Below are 20,606 nucleotides of genomic sequence, written 5' to 3'. Positions count from 1 at the left end.
GGTGATTTCTCGGAGGCACTTGGTCATTCTGACTGCTAACTGGGCTTGAGACGTGGCATTGAGTAAAAGATTTCGGTCACGCACCGAAGTAATTCTTTAAAAGGGCAGCTGCTGGGCAGGTGCAGTTTGATTCGGTCTTTGTACTCAACCACTTTTACTGCGATTTTGCATAGCTTCACGATCACTGTAGAAGGCTGGGCATTTTCTAGTAAAGCTGTTCTTGTGTAAATTTGGTCATGGCAAGTTCCGGTTTGCTTCTTCCGAAGCTTTCTTTTGGTCGACCCAATTATGTCAAGTGATTGGGCAGAACTTGCCTTTCTTTATGAAATATCCGGGCTAGCACTGGCACACAACGCAAACCCAAGAATTAAACTAACGGCAGCTTTTTGTGTTGTAAGTGAAGCAAACACCATTGAAAATTCCACGAAATAATTCTGAAGCATTGAAAACATTTATATCTTCATCATATTCCAATATGCAATTTATTCCCCAATCTTTTCGTGCCTATCGGTCATGGAAGTTAAGTAAATGTTGCTCCATCAGCCTGTGCCGCCTGAAAGGCCAGGCTGACAATATCTGACTTTTGCTCAGGATTAAGCTGCGAAATCAGACTTCTGAGCAGCTGTAGTTCAGTCTCAATGGCTTGTTGGTTCGCCTTTTCTTCATGTCGGCACATAATATATTTCCAGACGGCATTCGTGTTGATTGCTGTGATGCCTTTCAGGCTGACTTCGCCAAAATGGGTGTTCAGGTGCTCAAGAGCTTCTTTAAATGAAAACAGGTAGTCACCCAGAGACACTCCTTGTTGCTCAGAAACAATCAGTTTCAAGGTTGGTGTGGCCTGATCTGCTACAGAGCCAGCTAAGGACTGGTAAAGGAGCTTGGCCTTTTCTGCTTTCATTGCCTGTTCAGTTTGTTCTGCCCATTTCTTTGCCTGCTGTTCATAGTCAGAACCGTCTCTTTCAGAGAACGTCTTTATCTTGTTGAGCTGTTTACCATTAAGCCAGACTCGGGCAAGCACCTTGATTTTACGAGCACCGTCTGCGCCGGTGCGGTTAAGAAAAGTAGCCATAATTACGCCATAGTTGATACTTAAAGTAAGTACCGATCAAACTGGTACTTTTTTTGTGTACTAAATGGGGAGAATTTGGGGAGAAATGAGAGCGGAATAGAGCAGAATATGCAATCCTGCGTAACGCTATGTTACGTCGGTACCAATATTCTCTATTAGCTTTAAACCCTTGCCAGACAAGGGTTTGAAAGATATTTCAGGCAAAAAGAAACCCGCCATTCTGGGGGAAGAAGTGACGGGCTAAGACCATTAGGAGTGAAACATAGGTACACAATCCAAGTACCAGGGTCAAACATGTGACCCAGGCTGCCTGATCGTAGGGGGAAGTCGATCAAGTCAGCAGGGGTAATTATGGTGCAGATTTATCCTGCGTCCACTTATGTATAAGACCGTTTCTGAATAATCAGCTTTTGTCAGTTCAATATCTGGATTATGAAGGAGGAATTCCCCTGTTCTCAGACAGCGCATCGGAACCTGTAATGTGCAGGTTTTCTGAATTTACCTGCTGTAACTCTCTGATTTTATTAGGTGTTATGTAAAACTCTGCCTCTTTGCCTTCCAGTGCGCCATGACCGTGCCAGGGCAGCAGCTTGTAATCAGAGTGGTGGGTATAGTCGAGGAAAGGGTATTTAATAATGCGAAAGTAGGGGGAGTAGTCAAAATCTCTGGGGGTACACAGCCTGGGGTTGCGCTGGAACAGTTGTACTCCGTGTTGGCTGTCTAGCTTGACCAGCGGGAGGATCGGAAAATGGATAAAGCTGAACGCTTCAGCAATCATACTGGAGCATACGGTTTTGGTTTCCTGACCGGGTGAACTTTCAAACAGGCTGGAGCGCCAGCGTCTGGGAAGAATTGCGTAAGGAAAAAAGAACCTTGCGAGATCAAGAATATGCCGGACATCATAGTCAAGCCCAAGGCGACTGACTGCGTAATGAATAACCTTCTGGCTGTCGCCGTAGCTGAGGCCGTTGGGACGGCAAATACGCAGATGGTCGCCTTCATAGCGGCTTAATGGATGAACGACAGTGCCGTAGCCCAGCTCGCTTTCTATAACCAGTTGTTCGTCCGGAGAACCTCTATAGGATTCCTTTATGATTTCCCGAACCCTGTCGTCTTCAATATCGTGCAGGCGACCAATATACAACATGGCGTGAGACCATGGACTCTGGGTAATCTGCTTAATAACGTTGCTGACCCTGGAACGGCCTTCGATCAGCAATACATCACAGGGTTTGATTTCGTGCCGGATGCGTTCAAAATCGCATTGAGGACTGGTGATGTCGTTCGCTTCCTGCATAAGCCAGTTCGTCAGCCAGCTGGCCAGCGTTTTTACGAGCTGCATTATCGTTCCCTGCAATTGAGCTACTCTCTCAAAGATTAGCATCGGCGGTTTTCATTCAGAGGTTAATAAACATTAACGCCCTTCAGGCTTCAATTTGACGTTATAATGACCCTGTTACAACTTCGTGTAAGTTAGCTTGCGGCTTTAAGTCATAATCCCGACAACCAAAACGACAATGACGGAACAGCTCGTGTCTGAAGATAAACTCACTCCCACATCACTGACTGAAACTCTGCAGTCATTGCAGCACAAAGGCCTGCCTCCGGTACATGACTGGCACCCGGACTTTTGCGGTGAAATTGATATGCGCATCGGTGTTGACGGCCACTGGGAATATATGGGTTCACCGATTGGCAGAGAGTCGATGGTGCGCCTTTTCTCGACGGTTCTCCGGCATGACGATGACGGGCATTTCTATCTGGTCACGCCTGTCGAAAAGGTACGGATAACTGTTGATGATGTACCTTTTGTGGCAGTTTCTGTTGAGGTTGTAGATGGGCATCTTGTGTTTACGACCAATGTTGGCGATAAGGTAGTGCTGAATCAGCAACACCCATTAAGGCTGTCAGATAAGGGCAGAGGTGTGCCTTATATTCTGGTCAGGGATCGTCTTGAGGCTCGTATTCATCGCAATGTGTATTATGAGCTGGTCAGCATGGCAGAACTGCAGACGGTACATGGGCAGGAGCAACTATGTATAAATAGTGGCGAACACTACTATTCTCTTGGAATGGTTGAATAAGCTAACGCTGATGCCGTCGCCCTGTTACTGGCAGCAGCCAGCCCTGAACTGAAAAGGGGGCTGCCCTGATGACAGCCCTGTCGGTCACATATTCGGGTAGTTGGGGCCTCCGGTACCCTCCGGTGTTACCCAGGTAATATTCTGAGCCGGATCTTTGATGTCGCAGGTTTTGCAGTGAACGCAGTTCTGGCTGTTGATCTGGAACTGCTTTTTACCGGTCGCTTCGTCTTCAACCACTTCATACACGCCCGCCGGGCAGTAACGCTGGGCAGGTTCATCGAACATGGGCAGGTTGCCGGTTATTGGAATATCAGGATCGGTCAGTTTCAGATGGCAGGGCTGGTCTTCTTCATGGTTGGTATTAGACAGGAAGACCGAGCCTAGACGGTCAAAACTGATTTTTCCGTCAGGCTTCGGGTATTCCAGTCCGGAGCAGTCGGCAGCCGGTTTCAGCTGTTTATAATCAGGAACTGTGTCGTGTAATGTAAAAGGCAGCTTACCGTTAAAGAGGTTCTGGTCAATAAAAGCAAAAGCTGCACCAAAAATATTGCCAAACTTATGCATGGCTGGGCTGAAGTTACGCTGCTGGTGCAGTTCAATGCCAAGCCAGGACTGATCAAACCGGTCCTGATAGCTGGTCAGGTTTTCCCGCCCTTCAGAGCCTGACTTCAGGGCTTCAAACACGGTTTCTGCTGCGAGCAGTCCTGACTTCATAGCAGTATGACTGCCTTTTATCTTGGCAGAATTCATTGTTCCTGCGTCACAACCAAGTAATAAACCACCCGGGAATGACATGCGTGGAAGCGACTGCGGGCCGCCTTTTGTTAAAGCCCTGGCGCCATAGGAGACACGCTTGCCGCCTTCAAGGTACTGCCTGATGACCGGGTTGTGCTTATAGCGCTGGAATTCTTCAAAAGGACTGACGTGAGGGTTGGAATAACTCAGGTCGGTAATCAGGCCGACCACTACCTGGTGGTTTTCAATATGGTATAGAAATCCACCGCCCATTGAGCCGCTTTCCTGCAACGGCCAGCCTGCCGTATGCACGACAAGTCCTTCCCTGTGCTTATCCGGTTCGATATCCCAGAGCTCTTTTATTCCGATACCATAATGTTGTGGATCTTTGCCTTCATCCAGCTTGAACTGCGCAATTAACTGTTTGCCAAGGTGTCCACGACAGCCTTCGGTAAACAGCGTGTATTTGGCGTGCAGCTCCATACCGGGCATATAGCTGTCTTTCTTTTCACCATTAGCTGCTATCCCCATATCGCCGGTGGCAATGCCTTTTACACTGCCATCTTCATGGTAAAGCACTTCTGATGCGGCAAAACCCGGGAAGATTTCAGCTCCCATGCTTTCTGCCTGTTCTGCCAGCCAGCGGCACAGGTTGCCGAGGCTGATAATGTAATTGCCCTCGTTGTGCATGGTTTTGGGAACAAACAGGTTGGGAACCTTAATGCTTTTTTCTGCGTTGCGTAACACATAAATATCATCGGCTACCACGGGCGTGTTCAGGGGAGCGCCTTTCTCTTTCCAGTCCGGAAACAGTTCATTAAGGGCAGTCGGTTCAAAAACGGCACCGGAGAGGATATGGGCACCGACTTCTGAGCCCTTTTCAACTACGCAGACACTGACCTCCTGACCGGACTCCTGTGCCTGCTGCATTAAACGACAAGCAGCGGATAAGCCTGAGGGACCGGCGCCCACAATGACTACATCAAATGCCATAGATTCGCGTTCCATGGTGATTTCCCCCTCTGTTAAGCTGATTGCCCATTTATTATTGTTATGAGAAATTCAAACAGTTGTTTTATTTTGTTACGGATTATAATCGCACGTAACACGAATATCACCTGTAAAATAAGCATTTACCGGTAGTAAGGGGAGTGCGCCTGCTGTTAAGCAGGCGTGCAGAAGGCTGTTATTGAACTCCTGCACAAAGAATTCTGTTCATAACGACCGTTAAAATAGCCTTTACAGAATTATACGTTTGAACCCTTATTGACAGACTGGTAGACTCCTCAGTCGCAGAGGATGTGAAAGATGGGCGACATACGTAGTCTATATGACGCATCCATATATCAAGCCATAGACAAATAAAAAGGGAAGGCTGCGAACCCATGAAAATTCTTGTAGCCGTTAAGCGAGTCATCGACTACAACGTCAAGGTCCGAGTCAAGCCGGATCATTCAGATGTTGATCTTACGAATGTCAAGATGGCTATCAACCCGTTCTGTGAAATCGCCGTGGAAGAAGCGGTTCGATTGAAAGAGAAAGGGGTTGCCAGTGAAATTGTAGCGGTTTCACTGGGTACTAAAGCGTGTCAGGAGCAGCTCAGAACCGCGCTGGCGCTGGGTGCTGACCGGAGTATTCTGGTTGAAACCGATGAACCACTCAGTTCCCTGAGCGTTGCCAAACTGCTAAAAGCCATTGTTGATGAAGAGAAGCCAGACCTTGTCATTCTTGGCAAACAGGCGATCGACAGCGACAATAACCAGACCGGACAGATGTTGGCAGCATTATCCGGTATGCCACAGGCGACATTTGCTTCAGAAGTGAATGCCGAGGGTGACAAAGTGACCGTAACCCGGGAAATTGACGGTGGTCTACAAACGCTCACCTTAACACTGCCAGCCGTAGTGACGACCGATTTGCGCCTGAATGAGCCTCGTTACGCCTCACTCCCAAATATAATGAAAGCCAAGCGTAAGCCTCTGGACGTTAAAACTCCTGAAGCTCTGGGAGTCAGCGTCTCTTCAACCATTACCACTGTGAAAGTTGAGCCGCCCACCCAGCGTACTGCAGGCGTAAAGGTCAGTAGTGTGGATGAGCTGGTAGAAAAACTTAAAAATGAAGCGAAGGTAATCTGATGGCTATTCTCGTTGTTGCAGATCATGATAATGCAGCCCTGGGTGCAGCCACGCTGAACACTCTGGCGGCTGCCGGTGCCATTGCTGCCAGCAGTGCTGGCGAGATACACCTGTTGGTGGCAGGTTCCGGATGCGGGGTCGTGGCCGAAAGGGCTGCGGCCGTTGCCGGTATTGGTAAAGTGCTGTTAGCTGATAACGCCTGTTACGATAACCAGCTGGCAGAAAATGTAAGCCTGCTGGTGGCTGAGCTGGGCAAGAATTACAGCCACATTCTTGTATCCGCTGGCACAACAGGTAAAAACCTGATGCCAAGGGTGGCCGCCTTACTGGACGTTGATCAGATTTCCGACATTATGCGTGTGGAAAGTGATGACACCTTCGTACGTCCCATCTATGCCGGTAATGCCATTGCTACCGTTCAGTCTACTGCGGCTGTAAAGGTGATTACTGTGCGTACGACAGGGTTTGACCCTGTGGTTGCCGAAGGAGGCTGTGCCAGTGTTGAATCACTGGATATTGTTCATGATGCAGGTATCTCAAGTTTTGTCAGTGAAGAGCTGGCGGAGTCAGACCGTCCGGAACTGCCTGCCGCAGAAATAGTGGTATCTGGCGGCAGGGGCATGGGTAATGGAGAGAACTTTGAAATTCTCTATAAACTCGCTGACAAGCTGGGGGCTGCGGTGGGTGCTTCCCGTGCGGCAGTTGATGCAGGCTTTGTGCCGAATGATATGCAGGTAGGGCAGACTGGCAAAATTGTTGCTCCCAACCTGTATGTTGCTATCGGAATTTCAGGGGCGATACAGCATCTGGCCGGTATGAAAGACTCTAAAGTGATCGTGGCAATCAACAAGGACGAAGATGCGCCTATTTTCCAGGTAGCAGACTATGGTCTGGTAGCAGACCTGTTCGAAGCCGTGCCTGAACTGGAGCAGAAACTGTAGAAAAATTGGACAGGGAACCTTAAACGTTCCCTGTCCGACGATTGACAGGGATAGTACACCTGCAAATGTGGAAGGCGAAGCTCTTATAGCGACAATAATATTCGGGAGTTTTCAGTGATTCGTATTTTGATCGTCGATGATCACGACCTGGTACGAACCGGTCTTTCACGTATGTTGGGCGATATGCTGGGTATTGAAGTGGTTGCTGAAGCATCCAGTGGCGAAGAAGCTATTGCAGTCTGCCGGAGAGTCTGCAATAAAGAGTGCGCTGATAAAGAGTGCGCTGATAAAGAGTGCGCTGATAAAGAGAGTATTGATGTTGTCCTTATGGATGTGAGAATGCCGGGCATTGGCGGTCTTGAAGCAACTCGTAAAATTCACCAGTTTAATCCCGCCATAAAAGTCATTGCGGTGACGGTTTGCGATGATCTGCTCTATCCCACCAAATAAATAGAAGCCGGTGCTTCAGGTTATGTCACTAAAGGCATTAATATCGATGAAATGGTCACAGCGATAAAAGCAGTGGCCAGGGGGCAGCGTTATATCAGTCCCGATATTGCTCAGTTGCTGGCACTGAAATCGCTACAACCAGACAGCGACTCTCCGTTTGACGTACTCTCAACCAGAGAAATGCAGATCGCACTGATGATTGTTGGCTGTCAAAAGGTGCAATCAATTTCAGATCAGTTATCTCTAAGTCCTAAAACAGTAAACAGCTATCGTTACCGAATATTCGAGAAGCTGAATATTTCCAGTGATGTTGAGCTGACCCATCTGGCTATACGACACAGCCTTGTGGAAACCGTTTAGTCCTGCCCGCTTCGAAGGGTATACTGTTCGAAATTTCTATCTCTATCATCAGGCTTTATGGATACAGGCGATCATTCCGAACGCTTCGACTACAAGACGTTTCTTGAGCAGGCTCCCAACCGACCGGGGGTCTATGATATGCGCAATGAGCAGGGCGAAACGCTGTATATTGGCAAGGCGAAAAACCTGAAAAACAGGTTGTCCCGCTATTTCCGGCCTACTGGCCTGACCACAAAAACCATGGCGCTGGTCAGTAAAATTCACAGTATCAACCTGACCATTACACGTTCAGAAACGGAAGCGTTGATTCTGGAACAGAATCTGATTAAGGACAGACGACCAAAGTACAATATTCTTCTAAAAGACGACAAATCCTATCCTTATATTTATCTGTCTACCGAGGATGAATTCCCAGCTGTCGTCTACCAGCGGGGTAAGCCGAAAAGCAAGAAGGGACAGTTTTTTGGCCCTTATCCCAGTGGCTGGGCAGTACGGGATAGCCTTAACCTGATGCAGAAGGTTTTCAAATTACGACAGTGTGATAATAATTATTTTCGCAACCGTACCCGCCCGTGTCTTCAGTATCAGATTAATCGCTGCAAAGCGCCCTGTGTCAATCTTGTCAGTAAAGAAGAGTACGAGCAGGATGTGGCTGATACCCGACAGTTTCTCGAAGGAAAAAGTCAGCAGTTAATTCGTACACTGATTAAACGTATGGAAGCCGAGTCGGAGCGACTCAACTTTGAACAGGCTGCCGACATTCGTGATCAGATCAACCATCTTCGACAGGTACAGGAGGCTCAGTCAGCTGATAAAGGGGCGGCGAATGCCGATGTGCTTGGAGTGTCTGAGCAATCCGGCAGTGTCTGTTTTGATGTATTGTTTGTACGAGGGGGCAGAGTGCTGGGGCATAAGAGTTATTTCCCTGACTTCAAGCTTGAAGCCGACAGAAATGACTACCTGGCAGATTTTCTTGGGCAGTTTTATATCAAGCTGAGCGACAGCCGTGACTATCCTGCCGAGATCATTATCCCCGTCGAATACCGGGAACCAGCCGTACTGGCCGAAGCAATTACTGAAGTGAGTGGTAAAAAAGTCGCTATTAAGCACCGGGTACGCGGAGAACGCAGTGAGTGGCTGGAGCTTGCCAATAAAAACGCTGACATGAGTCTGGAGAGCCAGCTCGCCAGCAAAACCCATAGTCGGCAACGAACAGAACAACTGACGTCACTTTTATCGTTGCCAGAAACCATTAGCCGGATGGAATGTTTTGATATCAGTCATACGTTTGGTGAAGAAACCGTGGCATCCTGTGTTGTATTTGGTTCAGCGGGTCCTCTAAAAAGTGAGTATCGTCGTTTTAATGTCAAAGGCGTAACTGCGGGTGATGACTATGGCGCTATGCGTTTCGCCTTGCACAAACGCTATAAAAACCTCAAAGAAAACCCTGAAAATACACCGGGAGTTATCATTATTGATGGCGGTAAAGGGCAGCTTGGCATTGCAGAAGAGGTTATGGATGAGCTGTCTTTGCAGCATATTCCCCTGCTGGGTGTCGCTAAAGGCGTCAGTCGAAAGCCTGGACTGGAAACGTTGATTTATCAGGGCGCTGAGTTGCATTCAAATGGAAATGATGCAGCGTTATTGCTGATTCAGCAAATAAGGGATGAAGCGCATCGTTTTGCCATTACCGGCCATCGTCAGCGCCGACAGAAGGCCCGACAGAAATCTACCCTTGAGTCTATTCCCGGTGTTGGTGCTAAAAGACGCTCAGCCCTGTTGAAGTTTTTTGGTGGGCGACACGGTGTTATGGAAGCGCCTGTTGAAGAACTGGCGAAAGTTGAGGGTATTAGTCATAAGCTGGCGGAACAGATTTACGAACACTTACACACTAACTGAACTCTGTTTAGGTATTTGATTGTACTTGTAACAGCATCTGTGTAAGTTATGGTGTTTTTCATTCACTGATGAGTTGAGGCTATAACGGCTCATCAGTGGTGACAGAGATTCACGCTGGATTGCAATCCTAATTATGAATGTCCCGAATATACTGACATCCCTGCGCATTATCCTGGTACCCGTTCTGGTACTGGTTTTCTATTTGCCTTTTGAATGGCGTTATCTGGCTTCTGCCTCCATCTTTTTTGTGGCAGCCGTAACCGACTGGTTTGATGGCTACCTGGCCCGCCGATGGAATCAGACCACCCCTTTTGGTGCATTCTTTGACCCGGTTGCAGATAAAATCATGGTGGCTACCGCGCTCTGTTTGTTGATTGAAGAGTTTGGTGCATTATGGATGACAGTCCCCTCTATGATCATCATAGGCAGGGAGATCGTTATTTCAGCTCTGCGGGAATGGATGGCCGAGCTGGGTAAGCGGACCAGCGTTGCAGTAAACAGGATAGGTAAACTTAAAACTGCTGCGCAGATGATGGCAATTACCTTGCTGCTTCTTACACCAGCGCCTTTGGCAGGAATCATTGGTTATGTTGGCCTGGCACTTCTTTATGCTTCATCAGTGCTGACCTTATGGTCTATGTATGTGTATATTCGTGCAGCATGGCCTGATTTATCCCCGTTTTCCAAGGGCTGAACACAAATGATGTGCGCAAGGTGTTGACACAACGAGAAAAATTCTTAAACTACGCAGCATCTTCAACGGGAACAACCTCCCGGAAAGATGAAGCGGGAATAGCTCAGTTGGTAGAGCACAACCTTGCCAAGGTTGGGGTCGCGAGTTCGAGTCTCGTTTCCCGCTCCAGTTAAATTTTGAGTGTGGGATATAACCTTGCCAAGGTTGGGGTCGTCTCTTTATAACAAGAGCGAGTCACGCTTCAGTTTAAAAGGCGAGTTAGCAAAGCGGTTATGCACTGGATTGCAAATCCACGTAGACCGGTTCGACTCCGGTACTCGCCTCCATATTTGAAAAGACAACAGATGTTGTTTTTTCAAAGCTTGAAGCGCTACAATGCTTCAAGCGCCCGGGTGGTGAAATTGGTAGACACAGCAGACTTAAAATCTGCCGACCGTTAGGTCGTGCCGGTTCGATTCCGGCTCCGGGCACCATACAGAAAGCTCATCGGGAAATCGATGGGCTTTTTTTCTATCTGTTCCCCACGTTTTCTCACTATACGTCAACTGCGACAAGGCGTTGCGCTCAACTCTTCCTATATAACCATTTCTTTTATTGATCATTCTTCATCTTGCTAAACTTCGCTTGTGTCATTTGTGCCACTCATTTTTGGCACTGGGATTGGCACAGAATCAACACAGTTTTTACCTTTCTCAGAGAAGTGCGGAGTTATCATGGCGAGGCTCGAAAAGAGAAAATCAGGCTGGCTGGCACGGGTCAGAAAAAAGGGTATTGATCAGGCCCGGACATTCGACACAAAAAAAGAAGCTGCTGACTGGGCTTCCAGCCTTGAACGAAAAATTGATGAATATGGGAAAAATGCTGAAGAGGTGGTGCGCCATCAGTTGTATCGAAAAACGCTTAGGGAGACGTTTGTTCGGTACGTTGATGAAGTCAGCCCCAGGAAGAAAGGGAGGGAAACGGCATTACGGGAAAATCAGCGATTTGTGCAGATGGCGACCAGTCAGAACCATTCCCCTCTTCCGGAGTTAATGGATAAGCCCATTTCTTCCATCAAGAGCTTTCATATTGCAGAGTGGAAAATGACCCGGCTCAGTACGGTCAAAGAAAGCTCTGTGGCCAGGGAGAAGAACTTTCTGTGTAATGTGTTTACGATGGCTCGGGAGTGGGGCTATATCGAAGAGTCACCTTTTTCTAGTGTGAAATTTTCTGACGATCGTTCAGCTTCAAGGGATCGCAGAGTTTCAGAAGAAGAAATCGAGCAAGTACTCTTTGCACTGGATCACTGGGAAGACCATAAGGTGCCTGAAACACCGGCTCAAACAGTGGCATTGTTATGGAAGCTGTGCATCGAAACGGCCATGAGGCAACAGGAAGTGAAATATCTGGTCGCCAGTGAAATTGATTTTGATAATCGAGTGATTAATCTTGCGGCGGAAAGAACCAAAGAGAAGAAGAAAAAGACGCTGGCACTGTCCAGTGAAGCAGTTCGGTTATTGAATTTAGGTAAAACCGATGACGACTATTGGTTTGCTAGCTCAAACCTAAACGTAAGCTCCATATTTAGCATTGCTGTGAGAAAAACGCTGATCAATGATCTTGAATTTCGCGATTCCAGGCACGAAGCACTTACCCGATTATCTGAAAAGCTAACACCGTTTGAGCTGGCGAAGCAGGCTGGTCACACCGACATGAACAGAACACTGAAGTATTTTAGAAAAACAGCAAAGGACTTTTCTTGTAAATTAGCCTGAAAATCAACCGGTTCAGATTCGAATTTCATCTGATACTTTTCTTTTTCGACCTCGTTTTGCAGGTTGCCTTTCTTCTATTTCAGATTGGGAGCAGTACTCCTGACTGGCCCATTCACTAATTTCCGTATCGATCCAGCGTGGTTTGCTTTTCTGTTTTTTTCCATTGACCTCGATGATTGAAAATCTTGGTTCGGGAAAGTTTGCCTGCTTCACGATGACATTCCGTGTGTAGTTTACTGAGAGATCCAGAAAATTTGCGATTCGCTTTATGGACCAAAGCTGGTTTTCAGCATTCATACTAAATTTCACCTATTGAATAATATTTCTGAGTCTGTTGAGTACGGAGTCAGTTGGATTTGTAGTGGAGTCATTCCAGACTTCCCGAATAATTAAGGTACTTCTGTATTCTTGCTCACCGATCCATTGGGCTTCGTGGGCTGAGTCAACAATACGGTTGTGTAAATCGATATAAGACGATACCCCCTGCCTGAGTTGGATGATCTCATCCGGCGGTTTCATTAAAAACAGAGCTGGATAGGCTTGTATATTGAGTGCCTGAGGAGGTTTCCAATCGATACGGCTATCAGGCAAATCAGAAATGAGTTCACCGTCAGTGGAAAAAGAAATCAGCTTAAATCCGTACTGTTGACTTAACGCCATTAATGTTTGAGCTTGCAGCTGACAAAGCTTGCACCTTCCCTGATAGTAAAAGACAACTCCGGCAACTTTCGCTATTTTCCGTAAAACCTGTTCTCTGGCGTATTGCACCATGTCGTCACTAATTTTGGCCGCAGCAGGAGATATAGGGCGTCGGACGTTTTCATCCAGCATAGGATCGCTTTCAATCACCTGTTTGCCCACACGGGCGAATCGTTCAGCTTTTTCTTTGACGAGTCTGTCCAGATAAAGGTACTGACTGACATGTTCTTTAGTGGGTTCATCAATCGCCCTGTCCAGGTAGTCTCCTATGTTTTTTCTGATCCATCTGGTGGAGAGAGGCGCCGGTAATACGGGAGAAGGTGTCATGGAGTGATCGCCTTCCACTGATTCTGGTTCCGGAATGCGTTCATACCAGAACCAGCCTTCAGAGTGTCGGTCAAACCATCGCTCGTCGGTGCTGGCAGGCGTTGGAAAAACCAGTAATAAAAGAAGCAAGAAAAACATCAGACACGTTTCTGCCAGTTGGCTGTCCACCAACCCAGTGAAAGCGTGGTCAGCCACGCCATAACAGGGAACAGCCAGACGGGAAAAGACCAGGGAATCATCACCAGATATAAGAACAGTCCCGGAATCCATCGGCATAGTCTGCGACTCCAGAGGTTTTGTAATGGGCTGGTGTAATGGAAGTCGTGGTAGCGTATTTTCCGGATCAGCCATCCATCCAATATCGCCGCCAGCAGAACGATGCCCCAATAAGGAAAGCAGGCGATTAACAGGGCAATCCGATAAAACAATTGTTGCAGAAGCGTCAGGAAGTTTCGGACAACGCCCTGAAAAAACTCGATGGTTGTGGCGAGTCCTTCGCCCATCTTGCGATCCGGTGTGGTGTGCTTCAGCAGAAAGCCCTGAAAACCGGATTCAAACACAGTCTTGGTATAGAACCGCTGCCCGGTGCGAATTATCCAGGTGCCGTTCTCTTCCCCCAGACTTCTGGCGTACTGTTGTTGCTCCTTCTGCAGGTATTGATTCATATTTTGTCCGGGAATAGCCAGCCAGAGCAGAATGAGACCCAGCCCATAGCACCAGACAACGATGGGGCTGGTCTGTTTTTGAGAATTTGTCATGGATTGTTCTGATATTAGAGGTTCAGGATTCTGGAGAGCAGATAATCGGGATACGACCTTTCAGTAGACGACCACCACCCAGTCGTGCCACGTATTCAAGGTTGGGCAGTTCGCCTAACAGTTGCGGTGGAAACAAATCACCGGTTTCCTCCAGCTGCTGTTCACTCAGGTTGCCGGTAAATTCCATGGGTCGGTTGGCATCGGTACTGATGCCCTGGTTGCGGATAAAGTAGCGGTAACGAACCGGAGGTAATTTATCGGTAATAAATTTCTGGGTTTCGGGATTCTGGGTACGCAAACAGATTAAATGGTTGCAGTTGTCGATAAATTGTTCCGCAGCCGCTTCTGAGCCCAACTGCGCCTCAAAGTCCGCCAGTGTCTGGGTGGCGACGTATAGCCGGAAATTGGCTCCCCGTCCTTTGTTGAGCAGGGATAACAGTTGAGGGCAGAGCACTTCAGCGGCTTCATCCACGAATAAGTTAATGGGCTGGCTGTGTTGTTGCGAGTGTGCTGATGAGTAGTTGTAACGATCACCGGCCACGGCGGCAAGGTCTGCCAGTAACAGCTGTCCGATGGCTTTACCCACCATCGGGTCGCTTAACGAATCCAGCCCGAAATACATCACCTTGTTTTGTTCAATCAGGTTGGCCGTATGGGTACAGGGGCGAAGGTCGTCTATATCTGTCGGGTCGGGTGATAACAGTCGTGCAAGAGGACCGCCGGTTAACATGCCCAAGGCAGGCAGCAGCGTAGCGATCATTTTTCCATAGTGCGCCCGGTCGTGTTCAAACAGTGAGATCAATCCTTCCACGTCGGTACAGGGGTTTTCAGGCATGATCTGTTCTCGATAAAGCTCTATCCAACGATGAGCTATGGTCTCTTGATTGACCTTATTTTGCTGTGATTTTGAAGCAATTTTTTTCTCCGCTTCAGGAAAATGGATTGAACACACCGCCGTTAAAGCTCTGATTAGTAATTGCGTTACGCCACCTTCCAGCCCCTGTCGAATAAGTACCAGAGTAGGGCGCTGACCACAGAGCAAATACCCTTGAACTACAGCATCCACTGCTTTCTGGGCAAACGCCTGAAACGGTGCGTTATCACCACCAGACGGCATCAGTCCGGCAATCCGGCTGGCCAGTTCGCTGGAACGGTTAAAGTTCTGCAACAGGTTGATACGAATGGAATCCGACGGAAAGCCGGGGTGGAACTTCATAAAACGACGTTGACTGCCTGACAGTTCACAACTTCTGAGCGTATGAGACGCAAGGTCATGGTCGCCTTTGGGGTCGATGATAATCACCGGCTCATTGCGTAACACCGCCTGAGTGACCAGCAGATCAAACAGCCGGGTTTTGCCGCTGCCGGGAACACCAATCACCATGGTGTGCATCTGAACCTGTGCCAACGGTTGAAACAGTGTTTGCTCATGCTCTTCCATGCCATGAATCCAGCCAGCCCCCATAATGCTCTCAGATTTGGCGGGCTGGTTATCGCTGCGAAGCAGGTCCCATGCCAGCTGTCCGTGCTGTCGTTGCCACTCAAAACCCCAGCCCAGCCAGACACCTTTGTCATTATTTTGTTGTTGGAGGGTTTGGCACTGTTTGGCGGTCAGCGTGAACAAAGTCAGCTTTTTGCCTTTCAATCTCTGGTGCCGCTGCCATCGGGGCAGGGCTTGGGCTAACCGTGCCAGGGTGATCGTGCCGCACAAGGCGGTGGTCACTATAAAACCAACCGTTGGCAGCGAGCTGAAAAACATCAGGGTAATGGCAATATTCATGGACGTGAACCAGAGCACCGCCGAGCTAAGTTCATAAACGGGTCGCCAGCTTTGCAGGTAAGGTTTATCGCTGATCATCTGCAGCCGCCTCTGCGTCACTGGGCGTCAACCACTGGCGACACTGTTTAGATATTTCCGGCTGTAATGCAATCACCTGACGACCATTGCGACGAATAATGACCTGGTTAGCGATGGGGCGCAGCCAGCCCTGTTCTTGCCAGCACTCCAGCAGGGCGTCAGGGTCGGGTAATCCTTCCTGCCCAACGACATCTTCCGGCCATTTCAAAAGCAGAGACTCTTTTGCCCATTTCACGCCATTGGGGTTTAGCTGGGATACCACCTGTTTTAGCCATTCCAATCCGTTTTCAGACAAATCTTTGGAAACGGGCTGTTTTGACGCCGCTTCTTTTAAAGTTGATGGCTCCGGGGCAATTGGTTGATTAAGACCTGTCAAAGCCTCCCCCCGCACAAAATGCAGTTTGACGCTTTTCAGGCGAGCCACCTCCACTGCACTGACCAGTTGTTTAACCGCTAAAGGACTGCTATGACCCACCAGTGCGCTGATAAAGGTTTGCCAGAGAATGCCCTTATCCCGGTCTGGCTGTAAGGCATAACGCAGATTGTTGGGTATCAGTTGCTCCAACAGTAATAGGTTTGTCCAGGTATATTCTTGTGGAATGGGTTTATCAGGACGGGACTCGCAGTGCTGCCAGTGGGGGTAGTAACGCTCAATGCGGTGCTGTTGCAGCCAGCTTCCCAGACCTTGCTGAGTAGCCATCCACTGTCCAGCCTGCTCATCCCTGATGGTTACACAGCTGACCATGCGTCCACTGTCATGCAATAATCCGGCGACACCTGTCATTAATCGCCAGAGGGGTTGTCTTGCCCGGCGTCTATCCGGGTAGAGGTCATGATCCACATGGATTTGTTGTGTGGAGGACACCGCCCAGAAAGCGGTTTCCAGTGCATGGCGCAGGGCTCCGGCGGGTTCACAATGATGAAGAGGGTGAGCGGGTAGAAGATGTAGCCAGAGAGCCAGCTGATCCAGCGTCTGGTTAAACAACTCTTGCAGCTCATCAGGTAGACAGAGTTGTTCATTGACCTGATGAATCAATGGTTGTTGTTTATGGAGAATGGCACCCACTCCCACCTGATAACCCGCACAACCATCTGTCTGACCAGTATCGGGTGCTGGTTGGGGTGTTGGCAGAGGTTCCGATTTTTGATGGGGGTGCAGCCAGTGGTTAACCACCGATAAAACCTGGGAAGCGGTCATGGTTAAAGCCCGAATATTGAGTTGATGATGGTGGGAGTGACCTGCAATCCCACCGCTGCACCGACTCCTGTGGCAAAACCAATCAGGGAGTTACGAGCCATGCCGTAAGCCAGCCCGATTAATACAAAAGCGATGGATAAGGTTCTGCCGAGATCGCCTTTAATCCACCCGACCAGCCGGGCATAGATTTCAGCGAAATCAGTGGAGCCTGTCGGTACCACAGGGTCAGCTGCCTGAACTTCGGGCGGTAACAATGAAAGGATGATCAGTGTCGCCAGTGACAACATCCAGTGCTGCTGTTTAATGGTGAAGGTTTGCAGATCAGTGAGAGGAAGGGAGTTCATGCGGGTTCTCCGGTTTTAATCACCTGAGGGGGAATAGACGGGAATGGCGGACTGCCATTCTCTCGGGTAGATATCGGTCATAACCACGCCACCGCTGTGCCAGTTGCCCTGTTTATCCACCCAGGGGGCGATCCAGATTCTCAGGATTTGGGCGGGTAACCGGTTTGGGGTTGATTCGGGTGTAACCACAGATCGATCTGGTTCTGCTCTGGTCATGGTGGTTGGTTGTGGTGGTGTTATGGGTTCTATGGTTGAGAGGTCAGTGTCTCTGTAGACCTGCCGGGCGGATTTGCAGACACCTTTTCCGGGCTTGTCGCAAGCATATTCAGCCTCCCCTACGCCAAGCAGGGCGCAGCCTGACAACAACAGCGTTGAACCACAAAGGCACAAAGACACGAAGGCTTTTAAATATTTTTTCTTTGTGTCTTGGTGCCTTTGTGGTTTAAACAATACGCTCATGGCTGTAACCCTCTGGTCAGGATCAAATCGACTTTTCGTTCGGCACTGATCTCAATCACAGGCACCATCTGGTCTGCCAGTTTCAGGTAAAAGTCTGCCAGTTTTTCCAAAGCCTTGTTGCTGCCTTTGATCAGGGAGCTTTGCAGGGCTTCACTGCCTTTTAACCCGGATTGGAAAGGCGATTGGATTTCACCGTTTTTATTCGGCACCACGGAAAACACAGGGACAGGTTTGATATCAAACGCCTGACTGACACCGCCAAGGAATCCAGCCATTGCCGCTTTTGCCATGACCTGTCCCTGCTTGCTGACCAGTCTCCCCCGTAAGCCAGCCTTGCCATCTTCTCCGGCTAAATAACCTTCCAGTGGTCGTTCAAGAACCTGCTCTTTGTCCTTGATTTTGTTGCTGAAAATGCACGACAAGGTTTCACTGCGAAGGTAAGCCCGTTCGGAACTCAGGTCGCCATAACCGGAAGCCAGCACAAAGCATTCACGCACATTGGTTCGGTAGCGGTTGGGCAAAATGGCTGAGGCTTTGATTCGGATAAGAACGGGATAAGGCTCGCGTCGTGCGCCCTGGCCGGTGGGTACGTCCAGCCCGGTTATAAGTTGACCGGACAGAATACTGCCAGCGGGCAGGCGTAGTAACTTTGGCTTATCTGTCTTGGTATCAGGTGTTGTTGGAGGCGTGAAAGTAGCACCGAGCATACGTATGGGTTTAGGCAGTGGCGCTTCTCGCTCTTCAGGCTCCGGGTATTGCGGGGGCGGTGGTTGGTTGTAGTGGTTCCAGTTCAATACATCTGGAGGCAAGGGTTCCGGTGAACTAATGATTTCTGCAACCGTAGTTTTGCCTTGAACCAGATCAATACTATTCAGTCGTTTAATTTCCTGTTGTAACAGCTCCATCTCTTTCTGATGTTGTTCATGAAGTGTCTGTTGTTGCTGGTTAATGTTTTCCAGATCAGCACTGATGCGGTTCAGGGTCAGCTCTTTCGGAGGAACGCCGGTAAAATCCACGCTCTGTGCTTTTGTCTCATCAGTTTTGTCACTCCCCGGTTGATGCTGTTTGCTGGTGACAAAAATCAGGATAATGATGACCAGGGTACTGCCCAGAACAATGCCTAAACGTCGGACTCCGGGAGTTAAATAGCGGTTGAGGGTATTCATAGTTTTTTTATGAAAAGAAAGGTCAGTGGCTGAGTAAGGAAGGGCGAACAGCAGGGGCTGATTCCGGTTCTTGGGTTTGAGAAACAATAAACAGCTCCCGTTTCTGCCCCGGGTATAAACTGTTTTTTGGCCACATGGATACGGCGCTGACGCTGTGACCATGACAGCTCTGCTCATGGAAGGTCACAGGCTTTTCAGTGTGGTTTCTTGCGGTGCCTACCAGAACGTTAAAATGATGTCCCCGCACCTGTTGTGCCTGAGTAAAGTCAAAGACCAGCCCATCCTGCTGGCAGGGTTGAAGACTGGAGGTGGTAAACTTGCCCAGTTCGTAGCCTTCCGGAATTTGCCCCTTGACCAGTGTCTTTAAAATATCGGTAATAGTCTGTTCATAGTCTGCGGACTCTTCCCATTTTCGGGCAGCTTCCCGATTACCCAAAAGGGTTCGTTGCCAATGTTTGGACAGGCTGAGTTGGATCTCTTTTGGTGGCACATCGAGCAGAGTTACCAATAACGACAGCGCGTGGGATTCATTGCCCGGAGGCGTGATATAGACCACAAACGGTTCTTCCTGCCGTGATGAAAGATAGATAACGCTGCCTTCTATACGAATATCCGCCTGATCAATGGTACGGACTTGCGGTGCAGGAAAAGGGGTGACGATCCGGTTCAAGTGCAATCGGCTCAATGTGACCATTTGCTGTTGTCCGGGTGACACCTGCAATTTTACCGGGGGTACTCCGGCTGCGGTTAACGGTGGTCCAAATAAAAAGCAAAAAACACAGACGACAGAAGCCAATGCTCTGTTCATGGTGAGGTACTCCCGGAGTGTTACTTCAGGTTGGAATCAATCTGAATGGCAGCCAGCACAGGGCGATAGCGGATAATGTCGAACCGGAACGTGAAGGTTTTTTGTCCCTTCAATCGTTGATTACCAGAGCTCATCACTGCATTGCCTGTGACTTTTATAGCTTTTGATTCTTCAATAAATTCAATACTTAACGGCTCAAAGCTCATGCTGACTCTATCTTCCCGGAGCTGACGAAACTGTCTGTTCAGTGTGTCCTGCACCTGCTGGTAGAGGTTTGGGGCAAACAGGCTTTGCAGTCGGGATTCTACAAACGACAGGTTCTGTTGGTTCAGATTGCCCAACAGTTCAGCCAGCGACAGCCCCCACCATTCATGGTAAGCGACAGAAGCCTCACCGGAATGAACCCCAGCCTGAGTTTCCATAAACGGCAGCAGTAGTTCTACCGTTGGTTTACGACTCAGACAGTGAGCAATCAGCAGGGCGTTGGTAACGACCAGAACCAGCAGGATCAACCGATCCATACACAGCCGTTGTCGCCACTCTTTAAAGCGTTGCAGGTATTCGGTGATGGTCATTTGCGGCAGGGGTAGAAAGTTCGGATATAGGGGTTGGGCAGTGTTTTGGATCGGGAGAAACAGAACCCCAGCCAGTACATTCGGTGGCTCAGATGCCCGTCAGGGTGCCGATCCCGAAATCGCCGGTACAGGCGTATCGCCATAATGCCCAGCAAAATGCCGAACAACAGATGGTCAAACCAGATGCCCCAGATCAGGCCGACGGCGACGGGATAGATTTCATCCAGTGACCAGAACAGGAACTGGATGGGGTCGTTGATGGTGCAGGGGATTTCCATGGAACAAAACTC

At 48.9% G+C, this 20,606-nt stretch carries 20 protein-coding genes, 3 tRNA genes and 2 pseudogenes; 10 read left to right on the top strand and 15 right to left on the bottom strand.

What is annotated here, in order from left to right; genetic code table 11:
* Positions 1–35: 35 nt before the first annotated feature.
* The 3 genes and pseudogenes from NX722_RS08680 to NX722_RS08670 form a co-directional block, all read right to left on the bottom strand.
* A pseudogene (locus NX722_RS08680) lies at positions 36–209 on the bottom strand (transposase); the annotation flags it as partial.
* A 311-nt stretch (positions 210–520) separates the two neighbouring features.
* Complete coding sequence (locus tag NX722_RS08675) at positions 521–1,072, bottom strand: hypothetical protein (RefSeq protein ID WP_262567643.1); 552 nt, start codon at positions 1,070–1,072, stop codon at positions 521–523.
* A 430-nt stretch (positions 1,073–1,502) separates the two neighbouring features.
* The gene (locus tag NX722_RS08670) at positions 1,503–2,414 is read right to left on the bottom strand and encodes a YiiX/YebB-like N1pC/P60 family cysteine hydrolase (protein WP_262567642.1); all 912 of its coding nucleotides are present in this window, start codon (positions 2,412–2,414) and stop codon (positions 1,503–1,505) included.
* Positions 2,415–2,604: 190 nt separating this feature from the next.
* On the opposite strand from NX722_RS08670, the gene NX722_RS08665 reads away from it, so the two are divergent.
* Complete coding sequence (locus NX722_RS08665; RefSeq protein ID WP_262567641.1) at positions 2,605–3,156, top strand: DUF1285 domain-containing protein; 552 nt, start codon at positions 2,605–2,607, stop codon at positions 3,154–3,156.
* An 84-nt stretch (positions 3,157–3,240) separates the two neighbouring features.
* On the opposite strand, the gene NX722_RS08660 is transcribed toward NX722_RS08665, so the two are convergent.
* Complete coding sequence (locus tag NX722_RS08660) at positions 3,241–4,899, bottom strand: electron transfer flavoprotein-ubiquinone oxidoreductase (RefSeq protein ID WP_262567640.1); 1,659 nt, start codon at positions 4,897–4,899, stop codon at positions 3,241–3,243.
* 377 nt (positions 4,900–5,276) lie between these two features.
* Here NX722_RS08660 and NX722_RS08655 point away from each other — a divergent pair, with 377 nt between their 5' ends.
* The 9 genes and pseudogenes from NX722_RS08655 (at position 5,277) to NX722_RS08615 (ending at position 12,124) form a co-directional block, all read left to right on the top strand.
* Positions 5,277–6,026: an electron transfer flavoprotein subunit beta/FixA family protein gene (locus NX722_RS08655; RefSeq protein WP_262567639.1), complete on the top strand. Its 750-nt coding sequence runs from the start codon at positions 5,277–5,279 to the stop codon at positions 6,024–6,026.
* Complete coding sequence (locus NX722_RS08650; RefSeq protein WP_262567638.1) at positions 6,026–6,967, top strand: electron transfer flavoprotein subunit alpha/FixB family protein; 942 nt, start codon at positions 6,026–6,028, stop codon at positions 6,965–6,967. The genes NX722_RS08655 and NX722_RS08650 overlap by 1 nt, the downstream gene beginning before the upstream one ends.
* Before the next feature lie 114 nt (positions 6,968–7,081).
* Positions 7,082–7,777 (top strand): annotated as a pseudogene (locus tag NX722_RS08645) (response regulator).
* A 57-nt stretch (positions 7,778–7,834) separates the two neighbouring features.
* On the top strand, positions 7,835–9,676 hold the full coding sequence (gene uvrC, locus NX722_RS08640; RefSeq protein WP_262567637.1) for an excinuclease ABC subunit UvrC: 1,842 nt from the start codon (positions 7,835–7,837) through the stop codon (positions 9,674–9,676).
* Between the two features lie 133 nt (positions 9,677–9,809).
* Positions 9,810–10,370 (top strand): CDP-diacylglycerol--glycerol-3-phosphate 3-phosphatidyltransferase, encoded by a 561-nt coding sequence (pgsA, locus tag NX722_RS08635; RefSeq protein WP_262567636.1) that lies wholly within the window; start codon positions 9,810–9,812, stop codon positions 10,368–10,370.
* A 92-nt stretch (positions 10,371–10,462) separates the two neighbouring features.
* Positions 10,463–10,538, top strand: a tRNA-Gly gene (locus NX722_RS08630).
* 84 nt (positions 10,539–10,622) lie between these two features.
* Positions 10,623–10,696: transfer RNA gene (locus tag NX722_RS08625), tRNA-Cys, on the top strand.
* Positions 10,697–10,756: 60 nt separating this feature from the next.
* Positions 10,757–10,843: transfer RNA gene (locus tag NX722_RS08620), tRNA-Leu, on the top strand.
* A 240-nt stretch (positions 10,844–11,083) separates the two neighbouring features.
* The gene (locus tag NX722_RS08615) at positions 11,084–12,124 is read left to right on the top strand and encodes a tyrosine-type recombinase/integrase (RefSeq protein WP_262567635.1); all 1,041 of its coding nucleotides are present in this window, start codon (positions 11,084–11,086) and stop codon (positions 12,122–12,124) included.
* 12 nt (positions 12,125–12,136) lie between these two features.
* Here the strand turns inward: NX722_RS08615 and NX722_RS08610 are convergent, their stop codons facing one another.
* From NX722_RS08610 to traL, 11 genes are read right to left on the bottom strand one after another with little or no spacing between them, the layout of a single operon-like run.
* Positions 12,137–12,421, bottom strand: a complete 285-nt coding sequence (locus NX722_RS08610) for a hypothetical protein (RefSeq protein ID WP_262567634.1) — start codon at positions 12,419–12,421, stop codon at positions 12,137–12,139.
* Between the two features lie 12 nt (positions 12,422–12,433).
* Positions 12,434–13,288: a conjugal transfer protein TraF gene (traF, locus tag NX722_RS08605; RefSeq protein ID WP_262567633.1), complete on the bottom strand. Its 855-nt coding sequence runs from the start codon at positions 13,286–13,288 to the stop codon at positions 12,434–12,436.
* Positions 13,288–13,908, bottom strand: coding sequence for a DUF4400 domain-containing protein (locus NX722_RS08600; protein ID WP_262567632.1), 621 nt, complete (start codon positions 13,906–13,908; stop codon positions 13,288–13,290). The genes traF and NX722_RS08600 overlap by 1 nt, the downstream gene beginning before the upstream one ends.
* A gap of 22 nt (positions 13,909–13,930) precedes the next feature.
* On the bottom strand, positions 13,931–15,766 hold the full coding sequence (traD, locus tag NX722_RS08595; protein ID WP_262567631.1) for a conjugative transfer system coupling protein TraD: 1,836 nt from the start codon (positions 15,764–15,766) through the stop codon (positions 13,931–13,933).
* Positions 15,753–16,964: a TraI domain-containing protein gene (locus NX722_RS08590; protein WP_262567630.1), complete on the bottom strand. Its 1,212-nt coding sequence runs from the start codon at positions 16,962–16,964 to the stop codon at positions 15,753–15,755. The genes traD and NX722_RS08590 overlap by 14 nt, the downstream gene beginning before the upstream one ends.
* A gap of 2 nt (positions 16,965–16,966) precedes the next feature.
* Positions 16,967–17,308 (bottom strand): TraA family conjugative transfer protein, encoded by a 342-nt coding sequence (gene traA / locus NX722_RS08585; RefSeq protein WP_262567629.1) that lies wholly within the window; start codon positions 17,306–17,308, stop codon positions 16,967–16,969.
* A gap of 15 nt (positions 17,309–17,323) precedes the next feature.
* Positions 17,324–17,767, bottom strand: a complete 444-nt coding sequence (locus NX722_RS08580) for a TraV family lipoprotein (protein ID WP_262567628.1) — start codon at positions 17,765–17,767, stop codon at positions 17,324–17,326.
* Positions 17,764–18,933, bottom strand: a complete 1,170-nt coding sequence (locus NX722_RS08575) for a TraB/VirB10 family protein (RefSeq protein WP_262567627.1) — start codon at positions 18,931–18,933, stop codon at positions 17,764–17,766. The genes NX722_RS08580 and NX722_RS08575 overlap by 4 nt, the downstream gene beginning before the upstream one ends.
* 22 nt (positions 18,934–18,955) lie before the next feature.
* The gene (locus tag NX722_RS08570) at positions 18,956–19,741 is read right to left on the bottom strand and encodes a type-F conjugative transfer system secretin TraK (RefSeq protein ID WP_262567626.1); all 786 of its coding nucleotides are present in this window, start codon (positions 19,739–19,741) and stop codon (positions 18,956–18,958) included.
* Between the two features lie 20 nt (positions 19,742–19,761).
* The gene (locus NX722_RS08565; protein ID WP_262567625.1) at positions 19,762–20,316 is read right to left on the bottom strand and encodes a type IV conjugative transfer system protein TraE; all 555 of its coding nucleotides are present in this window, start codon (positions 20,314–20,316) and stop codon (positions 19,762–19,764) included.
* The gene (gene traL, locus NX722_RS08560; protein ID WP_262567624.1) at positions 20,313–20,594 is read right to left on the bottom strand and encodes a type IV conjugative transfer system protein TraL; all 282 of its coding nucleotides are present in this window, start codon (positions 20,592–20,594) and stop codon (positions 20,313–20,315) included. The genes NX722_RS08565 and traL overlap by 4 nt, the downstream gene beginning before the upstream one ends.
* Between the last annotated feature and the right edge of the window lie 12 nt (positions 20,595–20,606).

The sequence above is a fragment of the Endozoicomonas gorgoniicola genome (genome assembly GCF_025562715.2).
Classification (GTDB): domain Bacteria; phylum Pseudomonadota; class Gammaproteobacteria; order Pseudomonadales; family Endozoicomonadaceae; genus Endozoicomonas_A; species Endozoicomonas_A gorgoniicola.
This window is presented reverse-complemented; position numbering and strand designations above follow the sequence as displayed.

Coding starts and splice junctions, on each gene's coding strand:
- NX722_RS08675 (WP_262567643.1), bottom strand. CDS start 1,072: ATGGCTACTTTTCTTAACCGCACCGGCGCAGACGGTGCTCGTAAAATC.
- NX722_RS08670 (WP_262567642.1), bottom strand. CDS start 2,414: ATGCAGCTCGTAAAAACGCTGGCCAGCTGGCTGACGAACTGGCTTATG.
- NX722_RS08660 (WP_262567640.1), bottom strand. CDS start 4,899: ATGGAACGCGAATCTATGGCATTTGATGTAGTCATTGTGGGCGCCGGT.
- NX722_RS08655 (WP_262567639.1), top strand. CDS start 5,277: ATGAAAATTCTTGTAGCCGTTAAGCGAGTCATCGACTACAACGTCAAG.
- NX722_RS08650 (WP_262567638.1), top strand. CDS start 6,026: ATGGCTATTCTCGTTGTTGCAGATCATGATAATGCAGCCCTGGGTGCA.
- uvrC (WP_262567637.1), top strand. CDS start 7,835: ATGGATACAGGCGATCATTCCGAACGCTTCGACTACAAGACGTTTCTT.
- pgsA (WP_262567636.1), top strand. CDS start 9,810: ATGAATGTCCCGAATATACTGACATCCCTGCGCATTATCCTGGTACCC.
- NX722_RS08615 (WP_262567635.1), top strand. CDS start 11,084: ATGGCGAGGCTCGAAAAGAGAAAATCAGGCTGGCTGGCACGGGTCAGA.
- NX722_RS08610 (WP_262567634.1), bottom strand. CDS start 12,421: ATGAATGCTGAAAACCAGCTTTGGTCCATAAAGCGAATCGCAAATTTT.
- traF (WP_262567633.1), bottom strand. CDS start 13,288: ATGTTTTTCTTGCTTCTTTTATTACTGGTTTTTCCAACGCCTGCCAGC.
- NX722_RS08600 (WP_262567632.1), bottom strand. CDS start 13,908: ATGACAAATTCTCAAAAACAGACCAGCCCCATCGTTGTCTGGTGCTAT.
- traD (WP_262567631.1), bottom strand. CDS start 15,766: ATGATCAGCGATAAACCTTACCTGCAAAGCTGGCGACCCGTTTATGAA.
- NX722_RS08590 (WP_262567630.1), bottom strand. CDS start 16,964: ATGACCGCTTCCCAGGTTTTATCGGTGGTTAACCACTGGCTGCACCCC.
- traA (WP_262567629.1), bottom strand. CDS start 17,308: ATGAACTCCCTTCCTCTCACTGATCTGCAAACCTTCACCATTAAACAG.
- NX722_RS08580 (WP_262567628.1), bottom strand. CDS start 17,767: ATGAGCGTATTGTTTAAACCACAAAGGCACCAAGACACAAAGAAAAAA.
- NX722_RS08575 (WP_262567627.1), bottom strand. CDS start 18,933: ATGAATACCCTCAACCGCTATTTAACTCCCGGAGTCCGACGTTTAGGC.
- NX722_RS08570 (WP_262567626.1), bottom strand. CDS start 19,741: ATGAACAGAGCATTGGCTTCTGTCGTCTGTGTTTTTTGCTTTTTATTT.
- NX722_RS08565 (WP_262567625.1), bottom strand. CDS start 20,316: ATGACCATCACCGAATACCTGCAACGCTTTAAAGAGTGGCGACAACGG.
- traL (WP_262567624.1), bottom strand. CDS start 20,594: ATGGAAATCCCCTGCACCATCAACGACCCCATCCAGTTCCTGTTCTGG.